The sequence below is a fragment of the bacterium genome (assembly GCA_040755755.1).
Classification (GTDB): Bacteria; SZUA-182; SZUA-182; order DTGQ01; family DTGQ01; genus DTGQ01.
Genome location: JBFLZW010000001.1, coordinates 26819 through 51144, shown reverse-complemented (window position 1 = coordinate 51144; position 24326 = coordinate 26819). Strand labels below are relative to the sequence as shown.

Here is a 24326-nt window from a genome sequence, read left to right as displayed (position 1 = left end):
CCCCTCCCTCATAGCAAATGAGGAGATATCCCCTGCTGGACTTTAATTTTCTCTCAGCCTGAGTAGTTGTGCTCAATTCCCCATGTTTTTATCTGTTTTGCAGTGAATAGGTTTCCAGGTTATAACGGTCTTTATTCGCGATGGTCTTAAGGATTTTCTTTTCCTGGGGAATTCTTTCTAAATGGAGAAGGTGAAACGTGGAATGATCAATAATTTTTAATCGGCTGCTTTTTAAGCTTATTTTTTCGATAAAGTTTCCCAACAGGTAACGCATAATTCCTCCTGCTTATTCTAACATAACCCGGGAATATTCCCATTGATGGTAATTGTTACTGCAAGAATAATATCGGCATAATTCTGAAAAATCCTTACTTAAGAACTTATCACTCAAAATCAGAATTCACTGCCTGTGCAGGTTTTTTCAGGGAAACAGTTACCCTTTGGCTTTCACGTCCCAAACCATTTTTTAATACAGTCAACGATCTGGAAAGCCTGCTTTTGATTCGTGATGTTGAATTTACTCTGCTGCCGGTAGACATCACCGGACTTTTTATATCGTCGAATCGAAATTTTCGGCTCACTCATCTGACCAGTCCGGGTGTCGAGCTCCTGATAGAGGAACATAATGGTGGTCCAGGCCCCTTTCGACAGAAAGACCTTATCGAGCTCTTTCACCTTCACCGTTCCATCTTCTTCATAATTTATGGTCAGTTCGTCAGCGGTCATGGGGATTCCTCCTCGGCATTACAAAGCCTGAAGATAAAGGCATTATGAGTGAACATAACGATCGATGTTCTCTTTCAGGGTTTCAAAAGTAGAGCGAAAGACAGCAGGGTCCTTCTCAAGAAGGGTAACCCGAAAACCGAACAGATCGGTGCAAAAGGAGGAAAGCGGAACAATGCAGATTCCTGTTGAAGCCAGCATAAAGTAGGCAAATCGCTTATCAAGAGGGACATTGACTACCAGTCCTTCCACAAACTCCTCAACCATCGAGTTGGGGATCGGAAGTCGCTGGCCGGGTTTTAATACACCCTCCCGGAAAACGATACTCATGTAAAAAGCCCCGTTGGTTCTATTGACGATAATTATATCTCGCAGGGGAGAGAGAATTTCGTAGGCAAGATTGGAAGCCTGCTCGTAAAATGCATTTTTTTCTGTCAGATAGCTTCGGTAGTTGGGATGCTGCATGATCTTGGGGATAGCTTTCTGAGGCAAGGTTGTGGAGCATACTTCCACCATTTTGGCATTGAGAATACTTTCGATATAGCGATCAAAGCACGGATCCTTGCCAGCATTGTAAACTTCCATCCAGCCGCACCGGGAGCCGGGCCAGGGGATTTCCTTGGATATCCCTTTCAGGGATATGCCACAGACATCATCGATCACCAGGGAGAGAGGAACATTTACTTTATTATTGTAAACAATATTCTGGTAAATTTCATCGCAGATGACAAAAAGGTCATATTTTTTAGCCAGCCCGATCATTTCCTCAAGGATTTCCCTGGGGTAAACCGCGCCAGTGGGATTATCCGGATTGATAATCAATATGCCGGAGATGGCACTGTTATACTTGATCTTGTTCCGCAGGTCATCGATGTCCGGGTACCAGTTATTCTCAGGGTCAAGCTTATAGGTAATTGGCGGCATCCCTGCATGGGAAGCCTCAGCCGAAGAGTGGGTTGAGTAGGCAGGCGAAGGGCCGATGACCCGTGCCTCCCGTCTCAGAAGATTGTAAACCTTGGTGATGGCATCGCCTGTACCATTGAAAAACAGGATATTGTCCGCTGTGATCTGGGCTCCGCCCCGGCTGTTGTTTAACGCAGCTATGTACTCTCTGGTATGGTCAAGACCTTTGGTGGGACAGTAGGCGTAAGAGCAATCCTGCTGGACGATGTCATGGACAATGGATTTTATCCAGTCAGGAATGGTTTCTCCCTTGGCCACAGGATCACCGATATTTTCCCAGATGATTTTAATTCCCAGTCTCTGGAGCTTCTGAGCTATGGTTACGATCCCCCGGATCTCGTAACTGAGCTCTCCGGCACCGATATGAACAATGTTAGTACGCATCTTCGAATACTCTCCCTTCTGATAAAACACTGTCACTTAAGATATCACAAAGAGAAGGTTGTGATCAAGAAAAATGAAAACGACCGGGGCAGGATCGTTGAGTGAGCCAAAACAGGCTGAAGAACATCCGCCTGGTGTGCGAACTTAATCCCCCTATACTCAAGAAACAAAAAGCCGCTCCTCCCGGGTGGGGATGTGAGCGGCACGAAGGATAGCCGTCGCCCTCCACAGTAACTCCCCTAGAGATTCCTGCTCGAAAGGCTACCCTTCCCTTATTTTATCGTCAAATATCCATTCAGGATCGTGAAAAATAGTAGAGTCCCGTGCGATCCCTGCGCCCGGCAGCCGTTCCAAAGAGAAAGGGAACTCCAGCCGGGTATTTATACCTCTTGTCAGTCAGGGGAATATGGTTATATAATAGTTACCGTAACTACTCAGGCACAAATTTGTTCACCCCCACCTAACATCCCCCCTCAATAGGGGGAGGGATTAGTAGGCGCATGCGCCCCATCATGGCATAAAAAGTAAGGGGCTGCCTCCGGATAAATTAAAACTGTCCGCTACTGAACCCTCAGGTGGACAAGGGAGAAGATGAAGCTTTACAAGCTTATAACGAGAGGGGAAAAACCATGAACGAGGAAAAAAGCACACAGCCGGGTATTACACAACAAGGCAGCCAGCAGCCATCTCAGGGAGTGGCTCTTGAGCCATCTCAAGGCCCCTCACAAGCCGGACATCCGGAGCCTTCCTGTGCAGTCCCGGAGGTTGAAGATTGGCGGATGAACAGGGAATGGTGCTTGAATCAGGCACTGGATATCGTAAAGTCATTGAAATTTGAAGTTAAGGACGTTCCGGCTTTTCTCGATGCGGTTTACCGCAAAATTATCGAACTGGCCAATGATGCCCGCAAAGGGGGAAAGGTTTAGGTATTAGTGGTCAGTGGCCAGTGTGCGCCAGGCAAAAAGTTGAAAACTGATAGCTGAAACTGATACCTTCTTTATAAGGCTCATATGCAGTTGCGGATAGAAGCAAAGATCGATTTTTCCCAAATCCTCCCCAAAGGTACATTCCTCAGTGACTACGCCAGGGATCCAACCGGCTTCTCATCATTTCTGCACTTTCATCCAGGTCAGGAAGGCGAGAAGATCGCCTCTTTCCAGAGTCAGTCGTTCCCCCATCGGAAAGCTGTGGTCGAATATCTCCATGACTACCACCGGAATCTTGATGCACCGCCTGAAACCCTGGCTCATATTGCCAGCCTGAACGATCCCCGGACCCTGGTCATCATGACCGGTCAGCAACCGGGCCTTCTAACCGGCCCTCTGTACACGATCTATAAAACTGTCTCCTGCCTGCGGCAGATGCAGCGGATCCGGCAGACTTTCGGCCTGGTCTGTATTCCGGTATTCTGGATCGCTTCGGAAGATCATAACCTGGAGGAGTCAGCTTCAGTCTCCTGGCCTGAGACTGAAGGCGGAGGGTACCGGGTGTTATCCATCCGCCCCAGGCGGGGCCATTTCAAGCAGCCGGCCGGGCTCCTTCCGCTGAAAGGAAAGAAATTATCTTCATTTATGCTGGAATTGGAAAAAGCGCTTTCACCAGCCAGGTATTCTCAAGAGGCTGCGCACATCATTCACAGTACCCTGAACCGGTCCGGCACGCTGGGTGAGTGGTTTGCCCGCCTGATGCTGACCTTTTTCGGGCGCTGCGGCCTGATCCTGGTTGAACCCAACCATGCCGGAATCAAGCGGCTGGCCGCCCCCCTGTGGGAAAAGGTACTGGCTGATCCCCTGGATTTGCCCGAAGTGGTCGATCAGGCAGGCCGGGAGCTTGAGCAATGCGGCTTCCGGCGGCAATTGCCTTTTCACCCGCACCAGTGCCCATTCTTCCTCTATGAGAATCAGGGCCGGGAGGGAGTGACCTGGGATGGACGGCTCTTTCACACGAAAAACCATGACTATTCCCGGCAGCAGATGCTGGAGCTGATTCAGCTTCAGCCGGAGCGGTTCAGCCCGAATGTTTACCTTCGGCCTGTTTTTTCAGAATTCCTGTTCCCCACCCTCTGCTATTTTGCCGGCCCCGGCGAAGCTGGATACTTTGCTCAGATTAAAGGCGTCTATGATTATTTCGAGCTCAAAATGCCCATTATCCTGCCCCGCCTCAGCGCAACTTTGCATGATGCCCGGTCCGGTATCCTTCAGGATACCTATCCCCAGGAACGAAAACTCAATATCTTTTATCCTCTCAGTCACTACGGCCCGGACTTTTTACCCGCTGTCCAGACACTTGAGACTGAAGATTATTTTTCCCATTATCAGCTTGAAATTTCAGCAGAGCCGTGAACATAATATATTCAGGAGTCAGGAGTCAGGAGTCAGGAGTCAGGAGTCAGAAGTCAGAAGAAAAGACAGCCTTTATTCTGGCTCCTTGACTCCTGACTTCTCAAAAGGAGATATCATGACTACAGACCTCCAGCCCCAGGAGGCTGGTACCTTTGCAGTTGACCTTCTTGCCTTTGGCGCTCATCCGGACGATGTGGAGATGTGCGTCGGAGGATTACTCATCAAGATGAAAAACCAGGACTACCGGACAGGCATTGCGGATCTGACCCGCGGCGAGATGGGATCCAGGGGAACGGCCCAAATCCGTGCCCGGGAGATGGCCGAGGCCACCCGCCTGCTTGCCGTGGATGTGCGTGAAAATCTGGACCTTGGCGATACCCGGCTTACTGCAAGCCACGAAAATATCCTGGCCGCAGCCCGCATCATCCGGAAGCTGCGGCCCTCGATTCTCCTTGCCCCCTATTGGGAGGACTGGCATCCGGATCATGCAGCCGCAGGCATGATCGTCAAGCAGGCTTTTTTTCAAACCAGGCTGGCCAAACTCGACCTTGGTTATCCGCCCCATTACCCCCGGCGGATTTACTACTACCCCTGCCACCAGCCCCTGATTCCCACCTTTGTGGTGGATATCACCAGTGAATTTCCCCGGAAGGTGGAAGCCCTCTCGTCCTACCGGTCCCAGATATTCCCTTCCAGAGAAGACAGCCAGCTCCCCTATCGGACCATAGGGGTTTCCGATTATGCATTTCATGTGGAGTCGAGGTGCCGCTACTTTGGCTCATTGATTAACGTCAAATATGGCGAGGCGCTCTGGGTTGACCGGCCCCTGAAACTGGATGACCCATGCCGACTGTAAGGTTAAGAGTGGAACGAGGAGGAAAAAACTATGGCCAGGAGATGGCGGAAAGCTTTTGACACTTTTAATTCTTTGATTACTCTGGCTGGTATGGCGGCCCTGGTTTTCCTTCTCTCCTGCTCCCGGCATCAGCCGCAGCCTGAGAAGCGGACAAATCTTCTGGTGATTACCATTGACACCCTGCGGGCCGATCGCCTGGGGTGTTATGGCTATTCGCAGGTCGAAACTCCCCGGATAGATCGGCTGGCCAAAGATGGCGTGCTCTTTACCCGGGCATTTACGCCGGTCCCCATTACCCTCCCATCGCATGTGTCGATTTTTACCGGCCTGTATCCACCTTCACACGGCGTGCGCAATAACGGAACCTTTACCCTGGACCAGTCCGCAACTACCCTGGCTGAAGTTTTGCAGCAGCAGGGGTACCGGACCGCAGCCATAGTCAGCTCCTATACCCTGGACTCATGCTTCGGGCTGAATCAGGGATTCGAGTTTTACGACGATGACTGCTCGCAGAACCAGAGCGGCGGCCCCTCTATCCTTCATAATGAGCGCATCGGGGAAAACACCAGCCAGAGGGCGCTCCAGTGGCTGGACGAACATCATCAGGAAAGATTTTTCCTGTGGCTCCACTACTTCGATCCGCATGCGGATTACTCTCCCCCTGAGCCATTTCGGAGCCGGTATCAGAAAAACCCCTACGACGGCGAGATCGCCTACACGGACCAGTGCCTGGGCAGGGTGTTGGACAAACTGGAGCAGCTCGATCTGCTCGATAACACCCTGGTCGTTTTCACCGCCGATCATGGCGAGGGCCTCGGAGAGCATAAGGAGCGGACCCATGCCTTTTTCATCTACGATTCCACCTTGCGGGTTCCTTTGATTTTCCGCTATCCGGCCAGACTTTCCCGCGGCCTCAAGGTCACATCCCTGGTCCGGACCATCGATCTTGTACCGACCATTCTCGATGTCCTGAAGGTATCGGCAGGGAATACCAGCAGCAGCAGCCCGGCAGGGCTCAAGATGCAGGGAGTGAGCCTGTATCCGGCAATGGCGGCAGACAGGGACCGCAAGCCTCTGAATCGGGATATGGATCTGTATTGCGAGTCTTTGTATCCCAGGCTAAATCATCATCTCAGTCCCCTCTTTGGCCTGCGCACCCAGGACTGGAAATACATTCAGGCACCAAAACCGGAGCTCTATCAGCTCCGGCAGGATGCAGGGGAAATCAACAACCTTCTGGCCAATCAGCCTGACCAGGCAACAAAACTCGAGGCCAGGCTCCTTGAGATGCGAAAATCCATCGCTGCTCTTCAGGCAGGATCAGATGCCCAGACGGCACTCAGCAGCGAGCAGAGGCAGAGGCTGCAAAGCCTTGGCTACGTCTGGAGCGAAAATCCCGCCCCCGAAGGGGAAAGCCTTCCCGACCCCAAAGATTTTATCCTGGTGGCGGATCAGGCCGATGCAGGATTTTCCTGTTACTCGAAGGGACAATTCATCGAGGCGGTCAAGGCCTTTCAGCAGGTCCTGAAGGCGAACCCCAAAGACATCTCCACCCACTTCATGCTCGGCCTGGTCTATGAGAAGCAGCAGAAGACCGACCTTGCCCTGCAGGAATACCAGGAGGCTATACGCCTTGATCCCGCCTACCTCGATGCCCACCGGCAACTGGGAACGCTTTTTGCCGCACAGGGAGAGTTGGACCGCGCCCTGGCCGAATTTCAGGAAGCGCTTCGCCTCAATCCGGATCACAAGGAGGTACTTAATCTGCTGGGCGGCGTTTACCTCTTCAGGCAGCAGTTCGATGAGGCCAGGACAGAAATCCAAAAAGCCCTGGCCCTTGACCCCAACTTTGCCGATGCCCATTATAATTTAGGGCTCCTTTTCTCCAGAACGAGGGCATTTGACCTGGCAATCGCAGAGTTTCAGACCGCTCTTCGGATCAAGCCCGCCTATCAGACCATTTCCAGTGAGCTGGGAGATATCTATCTGATGACCGGAAAACCTGCCCAGGCAGTCACCGAGCTTCAAAAGGCAGTCCAGTTGCAGCCTGATCAGGTCAAGCCCAGAATCCATCTGGGGATTGCCTACTACAGCCTCAATCAGGAGGATCAGGCCATCATGGAAATCGAAAAAGCCCTGACCCTCGATCCAAACAACCCTGAAGCCTTCTTCCACCTGGGTGTGGCCTACGGCCAGAAAGGCCAGACGGACAAAGCCCTCGATGCCTACCAGAAGGCACTGAAAGCCAGGCCGGACTATGCCGATGCCTATATGAATATCGGCACCATCTACTTTCACCAGCAGGCCCTGGACCAGGCCATTGCCGTGTATCAGAAGGCGGTCAAAATTGCTCCCGGCTATGCCCAGGCCCATTTCAACCTGGCGACAGCCTATGACACCAAGGGCATGATTGATCAGGCCATCAAGGAGTATCAGGAAACCCTGCGCCTGCAACCGGATTTTGTCATGGCTGCCCAGTTGCTGGAAAGAGCCCGGCAGATGCAGCAGGGGGGGCTGGAGCAGTAGGGGGCAGATATACTTTATCATTTTTTAACTATCGTCATCATAATTCGCTGCTTGAGTAGAGGCAGATGTTTTTCAACAATCTGCCAGATATATTCGGGGTCCAGACCCAGGTAATCATGTACTAACATGTTCCGAAAACCAGAGATATCTCGCCACGGCACATCAGGATGTGAGGACTTCAGGGAGTCCGAAATTCACTGGGTGGACTCGGCCATGATTTGAAGATTACGTATTACGGCATCTTGAAGGAGTGTGGAAGCCATAAACTCATCTTTACCCCCCATGATATACCCCTCAATGCGGGTGATACACTCATAGATATGGATGCTGTACTGCTTCTTTGATTACCCGGTCATGTATGTACCAGTGCAGACCCTTCTCGGTCACCACGTCTACTTTGCAGCCCAGAAGGTCTTGCATATCCATTAAGAAACCACCAAGATCGAAGAGACTGCGTCCGGATTCCAATTCCACAAGGACATCCCCATCACTTCCCGGCCCTGCCTCACCCCGCGCTACAGAACCGAATATGCGGACATTATATACACCTTTTTCAGGTAATAAAATTTTCCACTCTGGCCATATATTTGTGATGCCGTAGGTTGCGGTGCGTTAGGCGTCGCCTGCATGTTGAAACTTATTGCATACTATGAATATTTATTCATAGTAGAGCCTCTTTGTGCTAAATATGTCATAGTCACCCTCTCCAGTAATGGAGATTAATGACCACTCTTCCCCGCCCTGCATTCATGAGCACCTTGTCCTGCATTTACGGTTATCCATATCCGCCCTGATAATTCCCGCCATGCCTGCCGGATGCCCCCGGCCAGGCATGGCACAGGGTTTGCAGCTATCATAAGCAAGGAAATTCAATTTGCCATTGAGAATATCCGGCACTGATTCTTTCCCGGAGCCATTTTCTCATGGCCTTATTATTTCGGGGGGGTGATTGATCAACCATGTCATACCAAAGTACTCTATCCAGGCACCAGCGGGCCCCGGATGGGCTTGTCTCTCTTTCTCGGTCTCATTCTTATTCTTACGGTATTCAGGTTTCTGTGTGCTGATTTTCAGCACCTGGCATATCAGGCTGACAGGCTGAAGTATGCAAGCCTGCTGAGGCGTATTCCTCTGTGTGCGTTTACATACGTTCCCTGATTGATGCGGCTCAATCTGTCTATTGTGTCTCTTGTGTATATTGTGTTCTCTTTAACACTCTATAGAAGGCTAAGAACATGAAAAAAAACTGGTTTTTGAAGCTCACCTCAGTGGCTGGCGGGATGGTACTCGTTTTTCTGCTGACAATGTGGTTATGTGGACTGTCACCGGCTTATTCATACTATACATCACCTTATACAGGCACCAGTGCCTATGGCAGCGCTTATTCCTATCCGACTTCGAGTTATACTCCCTTGGCCTATTCCTCCTACAGCACCTATCCTTCAACAGCCTACTCTTCCTATGGCAGCACCTATGGAAGCTACGGCTATCCATCCAGCTCCAGCTATAGCAGCCTTTACGGCAGCAGCTATTACGGAGGTGCCAGTTCCTACTACGGAGGCTATTCTCCGCTCTACTATGCTGGTTACGGGACATATGGCGGGCTTTATGGGGGATATGGCGGGTCGGTTTATGGCCTCGGCATCGGCTATGGACTGCTGCCGTACGCTGCCTATAGCCTGGCGGCCGCGGGGTTATACGGTGGTCTCGGAAGCCTTGGAGCCCTGGGAAGCCTTGGGGGGGTGAGCACCCTTGGGAGCCTGGGGGGACTTGGAGGATTGAGCAGTCTGGCCAGCCTGGGAGGGTTGTACGGAGGGCTTGGTTCATCTTTGGGTTCCTACGGTCTTGGAGGGCTGGGTTCTCTCGGCAGCCCCTTCGGCATTCAGAACCTGTACTATACTATTACCACACCTGGCGGCATCCAGTACCAGGTACCGTTCCTCCAGATCGCATCGAGTTTAGGGATCGGCTCTCTCTATAGTCAGTTTTTCCCCTCGCTCTTTATTCCGGGGACTGGCAGCAGCAGTACAACCGACACCAGTACCGCTTCCACCAACGGCTCGTTAATCGGGGGAACTGTGATCTAATCCTGATCTAACCCTGCACAATAAAACCGGAAGGCCCGCTTCATTCAGGTGAATATTCTGATGAAGCGGGCCTTTTTTAATTTTCCCGTTCGCTGCCATTTTCTTTTCCCTCGCTCAGATCCAAACCTCTTGGGATACAGCAAGTCATTTCCTTCACTCTCCAGGCCATACAATCCAGGCCATAATTCCAGATTTTAAGATCCGGAATTCCAAATTTCGGCTGAGTTTCTCTGCCCGGTTACGAGATGCAGGTTTTTTTCTCTGATTCAGCGCAATGGGCACGATAGCGGACATAGCCCAACTGACCGCAGGCTGCCCCGATATCCCGGCCTCTGCTTCTTCGGACCGTAACCGTCAGGTGATGCTGAACCAGAATCTGCTGGAACTGTTCCAGACTGGCTTCCGGGCATTCCCGGAAGGTGAGAAAGGGGTTGGGGTTGTAGGGGATCAGATTGACTTTGCAGGGGATTCCCCGCAGCATCCGGCACAGTTGCCGCGCTGCTTCGGCTGAGTCGTTCACCCCGCCGATAAGGATATACTCGATGGTAAACCTCCTGCGGGCCGGGAGGGGAAAATCCCTGAGCGCCTGCACGAGAGCTTCAAGGTTATAGTGCCGGTTGATCGGCATCAACCTGCTGCGGATTTCGTCAGAGGGAGCATTGATCGAGACAGCCAGATTGATGCCCAGCTTCTCCCTGTGCAGCTGATACAACTCCCTCACCAGGCCAGCCGTAGACAGCGTTATGTGGCGCGGGGATATGTTCAGCCCGAAAGGAGAAGTCAAAAGACGTATGGCTGCAACGGTATTCTGATAATTGTCCAGCGGCTCTCCCATGCCCATCAGGACGATGTTCAGGGTTCTCCGGTCGTCGGGAAGGCGCTTTTTTACCTGAAGCACCTGGTCACAGATTTCATGAGGCAGGAGATTGCGGATAAATCCCATCCGGCTGGTAAGACAAAAGCGGCAGCCCTGCCTGCATCCCAGTTGGGTGGAAATGCACAGGGTCAGGCGCTCCTGATCCGGAATGAGCACGCTCTCGATATCCAGGCCTTCCGGCAGGCGAAAAACGTACTTGGAGCAGCCATCTTCCCCTGTTCTGACCTCAACCAGGGGAAGCTCGGAAATATAATACCCTTCCTCCAGTTTATGGCGGCAGGACTTGGAAAGGTCCGTCATGGCCGCAAAATCCACCGCACCCCGCTGGTAAATCCACAGGGCGATCTGCCGGGCATGATAGGGCTTTTCTCCAATGTCTGCCAAAAGCTGCTCAAGTTCCGGAAACGTAAGGTTTTTAATATCGATTTTCATGCTCTTATGATAGCATTTTTGCTGATAACAGGCAACGGGGAAGGTTTCTCCCCTAAAAGAGCCTTGCATACCCTTGAGCCGGAATGAGGGCCAGGCCCTGACCAGGCGCAAGAGGCCAGAAAATCGAATCGATTGCCTGATAACTTTGAGCAGCGGAATAACCGAGCGGCCAGGATAAGGGGGACCAGGACAAGGGGGAAAATATCCCCTGACTCCCCCAGAGCTGGCTGGCCGAAGAGGACCGGGATTGATTCTGCGATTGACTGCCTGCTGAATTCAGGAAAAGTGAACCTGCACCGGCATTCGTAAGGCCTCCTACTCCGGTCATGCTCAGCGGAAAGAGCCAGTCCGAAAGTCCAAGGATCTGGGCCGCGGCCAGGGAGGACGAAGCCTCGAACCGGGCTGCCGCGGAAGAAGTCCCCGAAGATATCCCCCAGCCCCCTTGCTGCTGATTCACCTGCCAGGGCCATTGGCCTGCCTGCTGGATCCCTTGCTGGAGAGCCTGCTGAAGCTGCCATTGCCGGTTCGCCAGGCTGTTCGCTGATATCCAGGGGGCAGCGGCAGTCAAAAGTGAAGTTGCCGGAGCTCTCAGGGTAAACGGAATACGGGCTCCCAGCACCTGAGCTGAAGCTGCGGCAGCCACAGCCGCATTGACAGCAGCATATGCATCCACCAGCCCCCAGCCGAAGTACTCATCCCATCCGGCAGTCCCCAGATCACGGGCCGTGGTTTCCAGGATCGACCTTACATCAGCCGGAGCAAGGATTCCCCCGCTTGCCGAAATAACCAGGGCAGCCACGGCAGTGACATTAGCCGCAGCCCATGAGGTTCCCCTGCCCATGTAAAACCCGAAGTTCGTGAAATTGGTGCCGTCGTGGGACTGCTGCAGGATGCCGTCCGGGTAGCCGTCCAGGTTTTGATCCAGGGTCAAATCCCCTCCCGGAGCACACAGATCGATATCCAGACCGTAATTGGAATAACTGCCCAGGGTAAGGTCATACCGGACTCCACTGACTGATATGCAAGCCGGATAGGATGCCGGGTAGTTTGGCGTATTGGTCCCGGCGTTCCCGGCGGAGCAAATCAGCAGACAGCCGCTATCGTAAGCATAATTCACCGCATCTTCCAGCGCCAGGGTGGGATTGTCACCAAACCCAAGGCTCATGTTGATAATTTTCGCTCCATTATTGGCTGCATAGTAGATCCCGTCCACGATGTCGGTCAGGGTCCCGCTTCCGGTGCTGTCCATGACCTTTACCGGCATGATGGTGGCTCCGAACGCTCCTCCCGCGCACCCCAGGCCGTTGCCGGTTGTCTGGGCTATGGTTCCGGCGATGTGGGTTCCATGTCCCTCGTCATCATCCGGGTTGGGGTCGTCGTTCACGAAATCATAACCCGGCACAAAACTGGTCCCGGCCAGGTCAGGAGCCAGTCCGTAAATATCGAAGTTTTCAAAAGACACCCCGGTATCCAGCTCCGCCACCACAACCCCTCCGCCGATGCTGATGTCCCAGGCGGCATTGATGTTCATCATGGGCAGGTGCCACTGGTAGGGCAGAAAAGGATCATTGGGAATAAGGTGAGCATATCCCAGCCAATTCGGCTCCGCATACAGGATCGAGGGTTCTGCCCGCAGGGAAGAGACGGCCTGGTTGATCGGAATCTGAGCAGGGAGAAGGCATCTTCTGATCCCCGAATAGGGGCTGAAGGAAATCTCCGTGAGCTGATAGCGGATGAGGACAGCCAGGATCTGATTATTTATCACCCCTGGTCTAAATTTTATCAGCACTTCCTGAGGTGCGGTTATCGGCCTGACCCCATTGATTGTATAGCGGGGCTGCAATATTCGAATGCCATACGGGTAGATGATCGCTGCCTGACTCTGCCGCGTGGCCGGGAGCAGAACAGCAAGAAAAAGGAGGGTGAATGAAATGGTCATCCGGACAGACGGAGACATCAGGAAGGCGGAGTTCTCTTCTCTCATGATGAAATTCTCTCCTTGAAACAATGGGATACTTAGAGCATTCAAGCGGCCGTGCAGCCTTCTTGTTCATCTCTCTTTACAGGATTTCTTTCGAAGATCTCTCCCGCAACCTCTGCCTTTCCTGAGCCAACCTGAAAACCTGAAACTACATCTCCGCGGAGAGGAAATGCAATTGGAATGCCGGATTGCAGGGGCAGGAGTCAGAGGGCATAAACCTTCCAATATTTTTACCCCTTATCAGTAAACTGCTAATACATTTTTAATGTTTCAGACGATAAGTTTTTATTAAAAATATAGGCAATTTTTTGTAAATCAAGAGTTAGACTCTCATATGAACCAGGCATCAGGCAGCAGACGTTTAACATCAGGCAGAAAAACATGCTGCCTAAGACGCGCCGTTTTTAGTTACTCAAGCAGTTAAGTTGCGGGTACAGTTAAATCACTACTGAGCCAGTTGAACCAGGTAAGTTACGAGAATACTGGTACTCTCTTTCTCAGGAGATTTATCATTATTGCGATAGTGCGATAGAAAATTAGTGGAGGCATATATTGTCATGAATCAGAGAGGAACCGATGTTTACATTACCGGCATAGGCTCGTTTTCGCCAGGGGACAAGATCCCGTTTGACCGTATTGATGGTGTTCTGGGTGAAATCACCGATGCCCCCCCGAAACTCATGAAGTGGATCAAAAAGGTACAGCCTACCATGAAGGAAATGCTGGGTATGGAGTACTTCCACTATGCCATTGATCCGGTAACGAAAAAGCCGACTGAAGATAATGTTTCCATGTGTGTCAAGTCTGCCAGAAAAGCTCTGGACATGGCCGGGATGAAAGCCTCGGACATTAACCTTCTCATTTACGGCGGTGCCATGATGGAGCAGGTTGCTCCGCCTACCAGCACCCTGATTCAGGACAAGCTCAATATCCCCTATTGTGCCGAGATGTCCATTCATTCCAATTGCACCTCAATCTATAAGGCCCTGCAGGTCGGGACGGATTTAATCGCCAATGGCCGCTATCAGAGTGCCTTGCTCATGAGCTCTCAGTTATCTTCTCCATTTTTGTCCGCCAGGCACTACAACCAGAAAATCCTTGAGAGGGATCAGGTTATCCTGCGCTGGTTTCTCTGCGATGGGGCCGGTGCAGTGGTGTTGAGCAACAAAAAGAATCCGGGGGGGATTAATCTCAGGGTTGTGGATACCTATCTGGAATCGGTGGGGGCCGGTTTAGGCCCTGACATGTACGCCCTTTTTGGCGGCCACCGGGCTCAGCCGCTGGAGGCCTATGAACATGGCTGGCACCATTTGACCCAGAACATCACCAATGTGGCCAAGGTAGCCCCATCCCTGTGCAAGAAGGGGATGGATAATATGCTGGCCAGAACCGGCCTGGATATGAACAGGGTGAAATACTTCCTGGCCAATATCCCAACCAGGCACTTTATGGATCTCATCATCGCCGGTCTGAAAAAAACCTATAAGGTACCGCAGGTGAATTTCTATACCAAGCTGGGGGACAGGGGGTATCAGGGAGCGCCTGCTATTTTAATCGCCCTTGATGAGTTTTTCCAGGAGCATAGCCAGGAGCAGAAACTGGAGCGGGGTGATCTTCTGATGAGCCTGGTGACTGAATCGAGCAAATGGATGCAGGCAGGATTCATCCTGGAGTACACTGATTAAGGATAGAAGAATGATCTCCCGCAGAGGCGCAGAGGCGCAGAGAATGACTGAAAATAATATCCTCTGCGTCTCAGCGTCTCTGCGGGAGAAATACAACACTGCCGTGTCGTCTTTCCCATAAGAGCGACCGGATTAAAGCCGGTTCACCCGTACTGAAAGAGGAGTGCATGGTAAATCTCGAGAACGTGTCCAAGTCATACCAGGGAGGAGAGGTAGAAGTAAAGGTGCTGCATGACTTAACTCTTTCCATCCGGGGAGGTCTGGCAGTTGTTCTGGGCTCTTCGGGATGCGGCAAAACCACCCTGCTCAATCTCATCGGAGGGCTGGACTTTCCCAGCAAAGGCAGGATCTTCTTTGAAGGGAAGGAAATACCCTTTCACGATCCCCGGCAGCTCACCTTCTACCGCAGGGAAAAGATCGGATTCATATTCCAGTTTTATAATCTGCTGCCAACCTTGACTGCCCTGGAAAACCTGGAGATTATTCTGGATCTGAGTTCCGGCAGTAAGAAGGAAAAGCGGGAGCGCTGCATGCATTACCTGAAAACCGTGAACATGGCGGATAAAGCCTGCCGGTTTCCCTATCAGCTTTCAGGAGGAGAGCAGCAGAGGGTGGCTATAGCCAGGGCCCTGGTTAAAAATCCGGTTATGGTCCTCGCCGACGAGCCTACCGGAAACCTGGATGAGGCTAATCATGAGGTAATCATGGACCTGATCCGGGGAATGGCCTCGAAAAACGGGACTTCCTTTATCCTGGCTACCCATAACGAGAAGGCAGTCAGCCTGGCTGACCAGGTTATCGTTATCCGAAACGGGAGGATCGTTGAAAACAGCCTGGACGGATTTCATGGTGAAGGTCTGGCATGATGTTTCCCAAAAGAATCTTCGGCAAGATAGTGAAAGATTTCTGGCGGATAAAATACCGGACCATGGCCATCATCCTGACTATTGCCATCAGTGTAGCCATTCACACGGGAACCCATACCTCGCTGCAGAGCATCAATGAAACCTGTGCCAGGCTGTACCGGGAGATGCATCTTTCCGACCTCCAGTTCAATTTTATTCCTGCCACCGAAGATGAATTGCCATGCAGACCGCACGAGCGGATTGCAGGCATCGAACGCCTGGAAAAGCGGCTCATTCTCCCCGGAAGCATCGAGGCCAAAAACGATGAGCTGATTGCTACCCTGCTCGTGGTCCTCGATGAAGAGAAAGAGCCGCAGGTCAACAGCCTGAAAATCATGAAGGGCTCGTATTTCCAGGGCAAAGACTGCCACTGTGTTCTCCTCGATTATACCTTTGCCAGAGAGCGCGGGTATAAGGTCGGCGATAAGATCACCCTGGGAGTGCAGGGTTTTTTTTCCGAGCTTACCGTCAGCGGGCTTGTGGTCAACGCGGAACATCTGCTGACTGCCGCCAATCCGGACTACTATATGCCGGTCAAGAATTCCCTGGGTATCGCCTATATACCGATGGGCATGATCAAGGAGCTTTTCGGCTACCGGATATACAACAATTTCTCGCTGACCTGCTCCCGGGGAGCCGATATTCGGGATATCAGGAGAGCGTTCAGTCAACTGCTCACCAGGCATGGCCTTGCGCTGGACAGTGTGCTTTTGCAGAGCGATCTTTTCAGTGTCAAGGTAATCGAACGTGACATGCGGTCATTTTTCATGGTCCTGCCTGCCATTGTCGGGATATTCATTCTGGTTTCTTTCCTGATTCTCTTTTTCTCGCTCAGCCGGATGATTCAGCAGGAAATGACTCAATTGGGAACTTTACTGGCCTGTGGGTTCAATTCTTTTCAGCTCGTCAGTGCTTACCTGGGTGCAGCGGCCCTGCTGGGGCTCATCGGGTATCTTATCGGCTGCGCAGGATCAAACTTTATGGCTGATATCAATGTTACCAGTTATGCATCCGGAACCGGCCTTCCGCTCGTATTCCGCTATTATAACGGGAAATCTTTCCTGATCGCCTTTCTCTTCAGCCTTGGAGCGCCCATGATAGCTGCCGGTTTTTCCCTGATGCAGATCCGCAGGTTGAGCATCGCCGAGATGCTGGGAAGAACCATGGAAAAACCATGGTCCTTCAGGAGAAAGACAAAGGCCGACACAACCGGCCCCGTTCCGGTGACCTGTCAGGGGAATCCGGTGCTTGAGCGGGGCTCCATTCTCAAAATGGGAATGCGCAACCTGTGGAGGAGAAAACTATTTTTTCTCCTGTCCGCTTTCAGTATCGTTCTCGGTATTGCCCTTGCCGAGTCGCTGTTGACCGCTAATGTCTCGATTTACCGGACCATTGACGATTTTTTCAGACTGGAAAAATGGGACCTGTTCATCCCCTTTACCGGCCTGGTGGAAGGACAAAGAATAGACAGGATCAAACAGATTCAGGGAATATCGCGGGTCAGCCCGTTCCGGAAGGAACTGGTTACCCTGCACATTGGCCGGAAAAGAGAGCCTTACCAGCTAGTCGGTATCGCCGGAGAGCATTCTCTCATCAGGCCGGATATCATCGAGGGAGGATTTTTTTCATCCAACGATGCCAGGGAAATTATCCTGAATATGGAGATGAGGGACAAGTATGGCTTGAAAGTGGGTGATCAGGTGGAAGTATGGGCGGGAAACCGGAGGAAAGCGAATTGTAAGCTCGTTGGAATCATGAATAACTTTACCTTGGGACAGGCTTTTGTACCGGCTGGATTTGCCCAGGACATCAGTGAAAACAGGGACCGGTTCGCAGGGGTTTTCCTTGCCCTTGATTTACCCTTTGAAAAGATCAGGAGCAGTCTGCAGAAGCTGGATTTTGTCGGCTACATCGTCCGCAAGGACGATGCCCGAAAGACCTTTCATATCAACATGAAGAAAATTTCGACCTTTATCCACACCTATAGCCTGTTGAGCCTTGTGCTGTCAATATGCATTATTTTTGTCAATCTTTACCTCAATACCATTTACCGAAAGAGTGAGTATGCTGTTCTCCTGGCCAACGGATTCGGACAGAGGGAAATCGGCCTGATGATCTTCTGGGAAGTCCTGGCTATTGTGATCATCGTGATTACGGCAGCGATTCCCATCAGTATCCTGATAATAAAATTTTTCTGCTGCAAAATCGCCCAAGCCTCAATCGTCCTTCATCTTCAGATCAGGCTGGTGGATTACCTGAAGATATTTATTCCGATGATCGTTCTGATGGCAGGCGTGGCCTGGTATTGCATCAGGTACGCCAGCAGCATCGATATAACCGGGACGATGAGAAACAGGATCAATGAATGAGTGGTTGATGAATGAGTGGACCCATGAAGGATGGATAAAGAGAGGAGGGGATTGATGGAACCCCGCGAATTTCACTGGCCGATGAGCGCAGTCTACAGCAGGTTTTTTGCACGGTTGATGGAGCCTGCCTATGCGCAGGCTGCCCGCAAAATAGCCGTTCCGCAGCATGCCAGTACACTCCTTGACATTGGAGGAGCAGACGGCAGGCTGGCTATCGCCCTGGCCAGGCGGTATCCACACCTTACCAGGATCGTGACCGCAGACATCTCGCAGGACCTGGTGGCCCGCGCCCGGCGTAAGGCCGAGCAGCATGGTCTGAGCGGAAAAATCGACCCGCAGGTTCAGGATGTACATAAGCTGAGCTATGCCGACAACAGCTTTGATATGGTCATAAGCTTTGGTTCTCTGCACCATTGGCGGGACCCGTTACGAGGGCTCCACGAATCATGCCGCGTCCTGAAACCCGGCGGCACCCTGGCTATCTATGACGGTAATGGGCGGGTGTCATTTAGGGATATAAGAGAGGAAGTTTCCCTGGTCGATGGATCTTCCATCTGGACCGTCCTTGTGTACTGGATCGGGAGCAGGGATTTCCTTGATCGGCATGAGCTTGCCCGCATTGTTCGCCAGGCAGACATCGGGTTTATCTCGATCTCGGAGAACGGGCCGGTATGCCATATCGGGGGAGTGAAGCAGTAGGATGCAATTCCTGATGGAGCTTTTGCTCTGTTGAACTTGTGTCAAATGAGCTGAGTTTCCTTGATAATGCCGAATAATAATCCGTTGGTTAATTATGTATAAAATCATAACTGCTCAGCCTTTGAACCTAAGTAGTTACACCGGATAAAGCAATTTATTACTTTTGGGACTATCAGGAGTGAAAATGCCCGTCCAACAGAAGAAGTTTTTGGAATTGGCCCAGGAAGATCGGATTCTCATCGTTACCCTCAGCAATCCGCCGGAGAACAAGCTGAACAACGAGCTTTTTCTGGAGCTTAATACCTGCCGATACCTGTTCTTGTCACCGGACGTTGATCTTATCATCTTTACCGGCCGGGGGAACTGGTTCTCCAAGGGGTTTGACCTTGGTCTCATCCGGGCTTGCAGCGATCCTCAGGTGCTGAGGGAGCATCTGGCTTTTACCAATAAGGTTTATGCCTTTATCGAGAGTCTGGAAAAGCCTGTGATTGCGGCCATCAATGGTCACTGCCTTGGAGGGGGGCTGGAACTGGCCCTGGTGTGTCACCTGAGATTGTGCTCGGAAAAGGCCCGTCTGGGACTTCCGGAATTATCGGTGGGTATTATCCCCGGACTGGGGGGAGTCCACCGCCTGACAAAAGCTGTCGGACAGGCCAAGGCCTTTGAGATGATTGCCCTGGGGGATGTCATTTCAGCTTCCGAAGCCCTGCGGATCAACCTCGTCAACAGGGTCCTGCCCAGAGAGGACTTTATGCGCCATGTCCTTGGCCTGGCCAGGACATTGCTCATGGCGGATCGAAACCGCCTGCGGGATGTCATCCGGCTTATCAGGAATTCCGGGAATAAAAGTGAACAGGAAAATATCAGTGCAGTAATCGATAGCTTTGTCAATATCTGTTTTGCAGCCAAAAGGAGCGGCCTTGAGGATATTACTCGTCAACCCGCCGAATAGCGGAAAGAATATCATTATCGAAAAGTATGGCGTAGATATCATTCGCCAGGTATTCAAGCAGGAGCCCCTGTCGCTTGAGCTTCTTGCCGGTGTGGTCGGATCGGAGACGGTTGAGATTTTCGATATGAAGGCAGACAGCACCTCCTATGAGAGGAAACTGTCGGAATTTCAACCGGACCTCGTCGGGATAACCTGCATGACCTGTGAGGCCCAGACCGCCCTGCAGCTTATGAAACAGACCAAAGAGTATGATTCCGGAATTACTACCGTGGTCGGCGGCGTACATGCGAGCAATGATCCGGAGTTTTTCAATCACCCTTCGGTAGACTATGTTGTTGTGGGATTAGGGAAAAAGACCTTCTCGGACCTGGTCAGGGGAATTCGGGAGAAGAAAGATGTCAGAAAGATACCGGGGGTGGGAAGCTTCCCCGACGGGAAATTCCAGATCTCCCACCGCAAATTCCTCGCCGATGACCTCGTGGACGATGTTCCCCCCAATAAAGAGCTGGTCAGGAAATACCGGCCCTACTACCGCCTGGACAATGCAAAGATAACCATCGGGGCAGTGGATACAGCCTATGGATGTACGAATAAATGTAATTTCTGCTGCCTGTGGAAAAGCACCCAGGGGCAGTATCTGGCCAGAAGTCCGGAGGCGGTGGTCAGGGACATCGAGCTGTCGAATGACGATTTCTTTATCCGGCTGGTTGATGCCAATACCTTTGGGGATAAAAAAAGGGCCGAGCGGATTGCCTCGCTGATCATGCAGCAGGGTATCAACAAGGTGTTTATTGCCGATGCGCGGGCGGATACGATCGTAAACTTCCCGCAGCTCATCAGCCTGTGGCGGAAAGCCGGATTGAAGCTGGTGGTCGTCGGTCTTGAGGAAATCAGCGATGAGCACCTTACGGATTTTAACAAAAGGACATCCCTGAAGATCAACACCGAGGCCATCAGGATACTCCACGATAATGGCATCATTGTTATTGGGGATTTTATTATTTCCCCTGATTACCAGGAAAAAAACTTTGACAATCTCAGGAAGTACGTGGAAGAAAACAAAATCGAAAGCCCGGGATTCTCGGTACTGACCCCCATGCCGGGGACCGCGTTGTACGAGCGGATGAAAGACCGGATCATCATCAGGGACCTGGACTACTATACCCTGACCAACGCGGTTCTCCCGACGGCCATGCCTGAAGATAAATTTTACCAGAGGATTGGTGACCTGTACCGGCACTTTCATTCTCATTCGCTTGCTCAGCAGCTTATGGCCAAGTTGTTTCTCCGGGAATCTTTCATTAAAGTGGGGGAATTACTCAAGAGAAGGTTTACCAAAAACGATTAATGAGAAAATTTTATATAGAGCTTTTGGGTTATCGTGCCCAGGTGAGGAGAGGAAGAGATGCAGAAAATACTGAGCGATGAGGAGAAAAAGACTATTTATGAAGAGGTGAGAGAAATTCTGTCTGAGGAGCTGGGAGTGGCTTTGGACAAGATCAACCCGGAAACGAGAATCATTGATGATCTGGGAGGGGACTCGCTCATTTATCTGGAGATGATCGAGGAGTTCAAGAAGAAATACAAATTCAGCCTCGAAGTCAGAGTCATCGGTCAATACATACTCGCCCATCCGGTATATACCGTAAGAGAGGTAGCTAATGCCGTTTATGACATTATCGAGCGGGGAGAAGATCTGATCGCCAGGAAAGAAGAGGAGACTGAAGGGGAAGAACTGGCCGGAGGAGTCGAATTGGCATGAGCGGGATAAGCGACAAGGCAGTAGCTATTACCGGCATTGGAATGATCTGCCCGGTGGGGATAACTACATCACAATGCTGGAAAAACTTGGTTGCAGGCAAGCCGGGTATCAAGCGGATTACCTCGTTTGATACCTCCGGCTGCATAACCAAAATAGGCGGCGAGCTTCCCCTGGAATACTATGAGCTGGAAGAGAAGGAATTTCCCAAGAGGCTTCGCAAGCAAACGACCGCGGCTACGCGGATAGGATTACTCAGCGCGAAGGAAGCCATAGCGGATAGCGGGCTGGAAATGGAAAAACTCGATCCTTACCGCTGTGCAGTCATTACCGGATCGGGTGGAGCAAGCTTTGAGGATGGAAAAGAGCCGCAGGATGCGGACGCAGATAACAGATTCATGGTCTTACAGACGATGGTTAATGCCATCTCCGCCTGGATATCGATCAAATACGGCTTCAAGGGACCTTCATACAATGTCTCGACTGCCTGTGCTTCCGGCGGTCACGCCATAGCGGCCGCCTGTGATTATCTGCGCTCAGGCAAGGGAGATATGGCGGTAGCTGTCGGTGTCGATACCATGCTGACCCCAAAAAGTATCAATGGCTTCAACCAGTTGCACGCCCTGTCCGAGGAAAATGAATTCCCCGAAAAGGCAAGCCGTCCGTTTGACCGGAAAAGGGGAGGATTCGTTCTGGCCAACGGCGGATGTTCCCTCATCCTGGAGGGGCTGGAAAAGGCCTGCCGGAGAGGAGCCAGGATTTACGCCGTGATCTCCGGCCATGGAGTGACCTCGGAGGCCTTCAACATCATGTCTCCTGAGCCAAGCGGCAGGGAAATGGCCAAAACCATGTCTCTGGCCCTGCAGGATTCGAAAGTTCACAAGGCCAGGATCGGCTATATCAATGCTCATGGCACGTCCACCCACCATAATGACCTGTGTGAAACCATAGCCATAAAAATGGTTTTTGGGGAAGATGCCTTCCGGCTGGCTGTCAGTTCCCAAAAATCCATGATCGGTCATACCATCGGAGCTGCCGGAGTTCTTGAATGCGCGGCTACTGCCCTTTCTCTCTCTCAGGGAATTATCCCGCCAACGATCAACCATGAGGAGCCGGATCCTGAATGCGATCTGGATTATGTACCGAACGAAGCCAGAGAGGTTAAAAATCTGGAGGCGGCCATGAGCAATTCATTTGGATTCGGCGGACATAATTGTTCACTGGTGCTGGAGCGATACCCATGAAAACCGAAGATGCAATAAGCCTGAAAGAGATTATCTACAGCCGCAGCAGCATCAGGAAATTTTCGGATAAACCGGTTCCTGAAGAGCTTCTGTACCAGGTGATCGATGCCGGCCGGATGTCTCCCTCGCCGACCAACAGCCAGCCGTGGTACTTCTCCATATTTACCGGACAGGACACAAAACTGATATCCGAGCTTCTCTCCGAGGAAGCACAAAGCCTGATCGTGCCAGGGTACAGGGACATTATTTTCCAATCCGCCCAGATCACCGCCCAGGCCCCTCATATCATTACTGCCTGGAATATGAAGCATTTTTCAAGCCGGCTAAAAAAAATCGAGGGATTGATAGGAGAGAATTTCAGCCGCAACTATGAACGGGCGGAACTGGTATCCATCGGCTGCGCTGTGCAGAATATGTGGCTTATGGCTCACTCTCTGGGCCTGGGGATGGTCTGGCTCATGGCCAGTCTGAGTGGTTCCGAAAAGTGCGCGGAAAAGTTTGGCCTGAGGGGAGAACTTATAGCCTACCTGCCCATCGGCTATCCGCTCGATGGTAACAATACCGCACTGAAAAAGAAGAGAAAAAACCTGTCGGATATTTGCAGCTTTTATTCGGCAAAAGAGAGGATCATGGCCAATGAATAAGACAGCGGCAGGCATGGTCAGTTCTTTTTCGATTGTTTTGATTGTCATTTCCCTGCTCCTCTGCCTGACAGTAGACCCCGCTCCGATAGTATGGGGACAGCCGAAGGGAAATGCTGACCAGCAGGATGCTTTCAAAAAGGGACGCTCGATTATGGAGGAAGTGGAAAGAAGGGCCAAGTCAGTGGCTGAGCATATCCAGATGAATATGATTATCCGTGACCCGGCAGGCAAGGAAAGGGAGAGAACCCTCGAGGTCTGGAATGAATATGGCAGAAGCGGAAAGCGCAGGAATCTGATGCGCTTTACCAGCCCTCAGATGGTGAGAAATACCAGCCTGCTCTCCCTGGAGCGTGAGTCCGGCGAGGAAGACGACCAGTGGCTGTACCTGCCTATCCTGCGCAAAAGCAAGCGGATAGCAGCCGCCGCCAAGACCAGCGAGTTTGTGGGAACCGATTATACCTTTGAGGATTTGAGCGCCGAAAATATCGACGATTTCAAGTACGAGTTTCAGGGTGAGAAGAAAATCGATAACCACGACTGTTTTGTCGTCAGAGCGATGCCTTTGGAGAGAAGGGCAAAAAGCAGCGGCTATAAAGAGCGGGTCATCTTTATCAGGAAGGATGTCTATACTCCGGTGGAGATTCACCATTACGACCGGGATGGGAAGTTCTTCAAAAAATGGGTGGCCTCTGATTTAGCCAATGTCAAGGGTAACTGCTGGCGGGCAAACAGGGAGGAAATGGTTAAGGTCAGGGAAAATCAGTGTACCATTCTCGTGGTCAAAAAGCGGGTAACCAGTGATACCCTGGAGGATTCGATTTTCACCCAGCGTGAGTTGACGAAAGAATATTAAGGAGACAGGAGACAGGAGTCAGGAGTCAGAATTCAGAATTCAGAA

At 51.5% G+C, this 24326-nt stretch carries 22 protein-coding genes and 1 pseudogene; 15 read left to right on the top strand and 8 right to left on the bottom strand.

Annotated features, from left to right (window positions below; genetic code table 11):
* Nucleotides 1-88: 88 nt before the first annotated feature.
* From AB1611_00250 to AB1611_00240, 3 genes are all read right to left on the bottom strand, one after another.
* Nucleotides 89-274, bottom strand: coding sequence for a hypothetical protein (locus tag AB1611_00250; GenBank protein ID MEW6378014.1), 186 nt, complete (start codon nucleotides 272-274; stop codon nucleotides 89-91).
* A gap of 173 nt (nucleotides 275-447) precedes the next feature.
* Entirely contained in the window at nucleotides 448-732 is a 285-nt protein-coding gene (locus AB1611_00245; protein ID MEW6378013.1) for a hypothetical protein, read from the bottom strand.
* Between the two features lie 36 nt (nucleotides 733-768).
* Nucleotides 769-2070 carry a pyridoxal phosphate-dependent aminotransferase gene (locus AB1611_00240; protein ID MEW6378012.1) on the bottom strand — a complete coding sequence of 434 codons (1302 nt, stop codon included), beginning with the start codon at nucleotides 2068-2070 and terminating at the stop codon, nucleotides 769-771.
* A gap of 629 nt (nucleotides 2071-2699) precedes the next feature.
* On the opposite strand from AB1611_00240, the gene AB1611_00235 reads away from it, so the two are divergent.
* The 4 genes from AB1611_00235 (at nucleotide 2700) to AB1611_00220 (ending at nucleotide 7794) form a co-directional block, all read left to right on the top strand.
* On the top strand, nucleotides 2700-2996 hold the full coding sequence (locus AB1611_00235) for a hypothetical protein (GenBank protein MEW6378011.1): 297 nt from the start codon (nucleotides 2700-2702) through the stop codon (nucleotides 2994-2996).
* 84 nt (nucleotides 2997-3080) lie between these two features.
* Nucleotides 3081-4412 (top strand): bacillithiol biosynthesis cysteine-adding enzyme BshC, encoded by a 1332-nt coding sequence (gene bshC, locus AB1611_00230; GenBank protein MEW6378010.1) that lies wholly within the window; start codon nucleotides 3081-3083, stop codon nucleotides 4410-4412.
* A gap of 115 nt (nucleotides 4413-4527) precedes the next feature.
* Nucleotides 4528-5268, top strand: a complete 741-nt coding sequence (gene bshB1, locus AB1611_00225) for a bacillithiol biosynthesis deacetylase BshB1 (GenBank protein MEW6378009.1) — start codon at nucleotides 4528-4530, stop codon at nucleotides 5266-5268.
* A gap of 30 nt (nucleotides 5269-5298) precedes the next feature.
* On the top strand, nucleotides 5299-7794 hold the full coding sequence (locus tag AB1611_00220; GenBank protein ID MEW6378008.1) for a tetratricopeptide repeat protein: 2496 nt from the start codon (nucleotides 5299-5301) through the stop codon (nucleotides 7792-7794).
* 17 nt (nucleotides 7795-7811) lie between these two features.
* Here the strand turns inward: AB1611_00220 and AB1611_00215 are convergent.
* The 3 genes and pseudogenes from AB1611_00215 to AB1611_00205 all read right to left on the bottom strand — a co-directional run bounded on the left by AB1611_00215 (nucleotide 7812) and on the right by AB1611_00205 (nucleotide 8651).
* Nucleotides 7812-8102: pseudogene (locus tag AB1611_00215) on the bottom strand (HepT-like ribonuclease domain-containing protein).
* Nucleotides 8103-8106: 4 nt separating this feature from the next.
* Nucleotides 8107-8388, bottom strand: coding sequence for a nucleotidyltransferase family protein (locus AB1611_00210; protein ID MEW6378007.1), 282 nt, complete (start codon nucleotides 8386-8388; stop codon nucleotides 8107-8109).
* 125 nt (nucleotides 8389-8513) lie between these two features.
* Entirely contained in the window at nucleotides 8514-8651 is a 138-nt protein-coding gene (locus AB1611_00205) for a hypothetical protein (protein MEW6378006.1), read from the bottom strand.
* A gap of 378 nt (nucleotides 8652-9029) precedes the next feature.
* Between AB1611_00205 and AB1611_00200 the strand changes: the two genes are divergently transcribed.
* On the top strand, nucleotides 9030-9881 hold the full coding sequence (locus tag AB1611_00200; GenBank protein ID MEW6378005.1) for a hypothetical protein: 852 nt from the start codon (nucleotides 9030-9032) through the stop codon (nucleotides 9879-9881).
* A 238-nt stretch (nucleotides 9882-10119) separates the two neighbouring features.
* Here the strand turns inward: AB1611_00200 and rlmN are convergent, their stop codons facing one another.
* Together rlmN and AB1611_00190 are read right to left on the bottom strand one after the other, a co-directional pair.
* On the bottom strand, nucleotides 10120-11190 hold the full coding sequence (gene rlmN, locus AB1611_00195) for a 23S rRNA (adenine(2503)-C(2))-methyltransferase RlmN (protein ID MEW6378004.1): 1071 nt from the start codon (nucleotides 11188-11190) through the stop codon (nucleotides 10120-10122).
* 52 nt (nucleotides 11191-11242) lie between these two features.
* Complete coding sequence (locus AB1611_00190; protein MEW6378003.1) at nucleotides 11243-13174, bottom strand: S8 family serine peptidase; 1932 nt, start codon at nucleotides 13172-13174, stop codon at nucleotides 11243-11245.
* A gap of 554 nt (nucleotides 13175-13728) precedes the next feature.
* Here AB1611_00190 and AB1611_00185 point away from each other — a divergent pair.
* The 10 genes from AB1611_00185 to AB1611_00140 all read left to right on the top strand — a co-directional run bounded on the left by AB1611_00185 (nucleotide 13729) and on the right by AB1611_00140 (nucleotide 24281).
* Nucleotides 13729-14856, top strand: coding sequence for a hypothetical protein (locus AB1611_00185; GenBank protein ID MEW6378002.1), 1128 nt, complete (start codon nucleotides 13729-13731; stop codon nucleotides 14854-14856).
* Between the two features lie 167 nt (nucleotides 14857-15023).
* Nucleotides 15024-15722: an ABC transporter ATP-binding protein gene (locus AB1611_00180; GenBank protein MEW6378001.1), complete on the top strand. Its 699-nt coding sequence runs from the start codon at nucleotides 15024-15026 to the stop codon at nucleotides 15720-15722.
* Nucleotides 15719-18130, top strand: a complete 2412-nt coding sequence (locus AB1611_00175; protein MEW6378000.1) for an ABC transporter permease — start codon at nucleotides 15719-15721, stop codon at nucleotides 18128-18130. The genes AB1611_00180 and AB1611_00175 overlap by 4 nt, the downstream gene beginning before the upstream one ends.
* 54 nt (nucleotides 18131-18184) lie before the next feature.
* Nucleotides 18185-18829 (top strand): class I SAM-dependent methyltransferase, encoded by a 645-nt coding sequence (locus AB1611_00170; GenBank protein MEW6377999.1) that lies wholly within the window; start codon nucleotides 18185-18187, stop codon nucleotides 18827-18829.
* A gap of 184 nt (nucleotides 18830-19013) precedes the next feature.
* Complete coding sequence (locus tag AB1611_00165; protein MEW6377998.1) at nucleotides 19014-19781, top strand: enoyl-CoA hydratase/isomerase family protein; 768 nt, start codon at nucleotides 19014-19016, stop codon at nucleotides 19779-19781.
* The gene (locus AB1611_00160) at nucleotides 19714-21129 is read left to right on the top strand and encodes a radical SAM protein (protein ID MEW6377997.1); all 1416 of its coding nucleotides are present in this window, start codon (nucleotides 19714-19716) and stop codon (nucleotides 21127-21129) included. Before AB1611_00165 ends, AB1611_00160 begins: the two co-directional genes overlap by 68 nt.
* 57 nt (nucleotides 21130-21186) lie before the next feature.
* Nucleotides 21187-21543 (top strand): phosphopantetheine-binding protein, encoded by a 357-nt coding sequence (locus tag AB1611_00155; GenBank protein MEW6377996.1) that lies wholly within the window; start codon nucleotides 21187-21189, stop codon nucleotides 21541-21543.
* Nucleotides 21540-22784 (top strand): beta-ketoacyl-[acyl-carrier-protein] synthase family protein, encoded by a 1245-nt coding sequence (locus AB1611_00150; GenBank protein ID MEW6377995.1) that lies wholly within the window; start codon nucleotides 21540-21542, stop codon nucleotides 22782-22784. The genes AB1611_00155 and AB1611_00150 overlap by 4 nt, the downstream gene beginning before the upstream one ends.
* On the top strand, nucleotides 22781-23428 hold the full coding sequence (locus AB1611_00145; GenBank protein ID MEW6377994.1) for a nitroreductase family protein: 648 nt from the start codon (nucleotides 22781-22783) through the stop codon (nucleotides 23426-23428). Before AB1611_00150 ends, AB1611_00145 begins: the two co-directional genes overlap by 4 nt.
* A complete protein-coding gene (locus AB1611_00140) occupies nucleotides 23421-24281 on the top strand; it encodes an outer membrane lipoprotein-sorting protein (GenBank protein ID MEW6377993.1) in 861 nt (286 codons plus the stop codon). The genes AB1611_00145 and AB1611_00140 overlap by 8 nt, the downstream gene beginning before the upstream one ends.
* The last annotated feature ends 45 nt before the right edge of the window (nucleotides 24282-24326 follow it).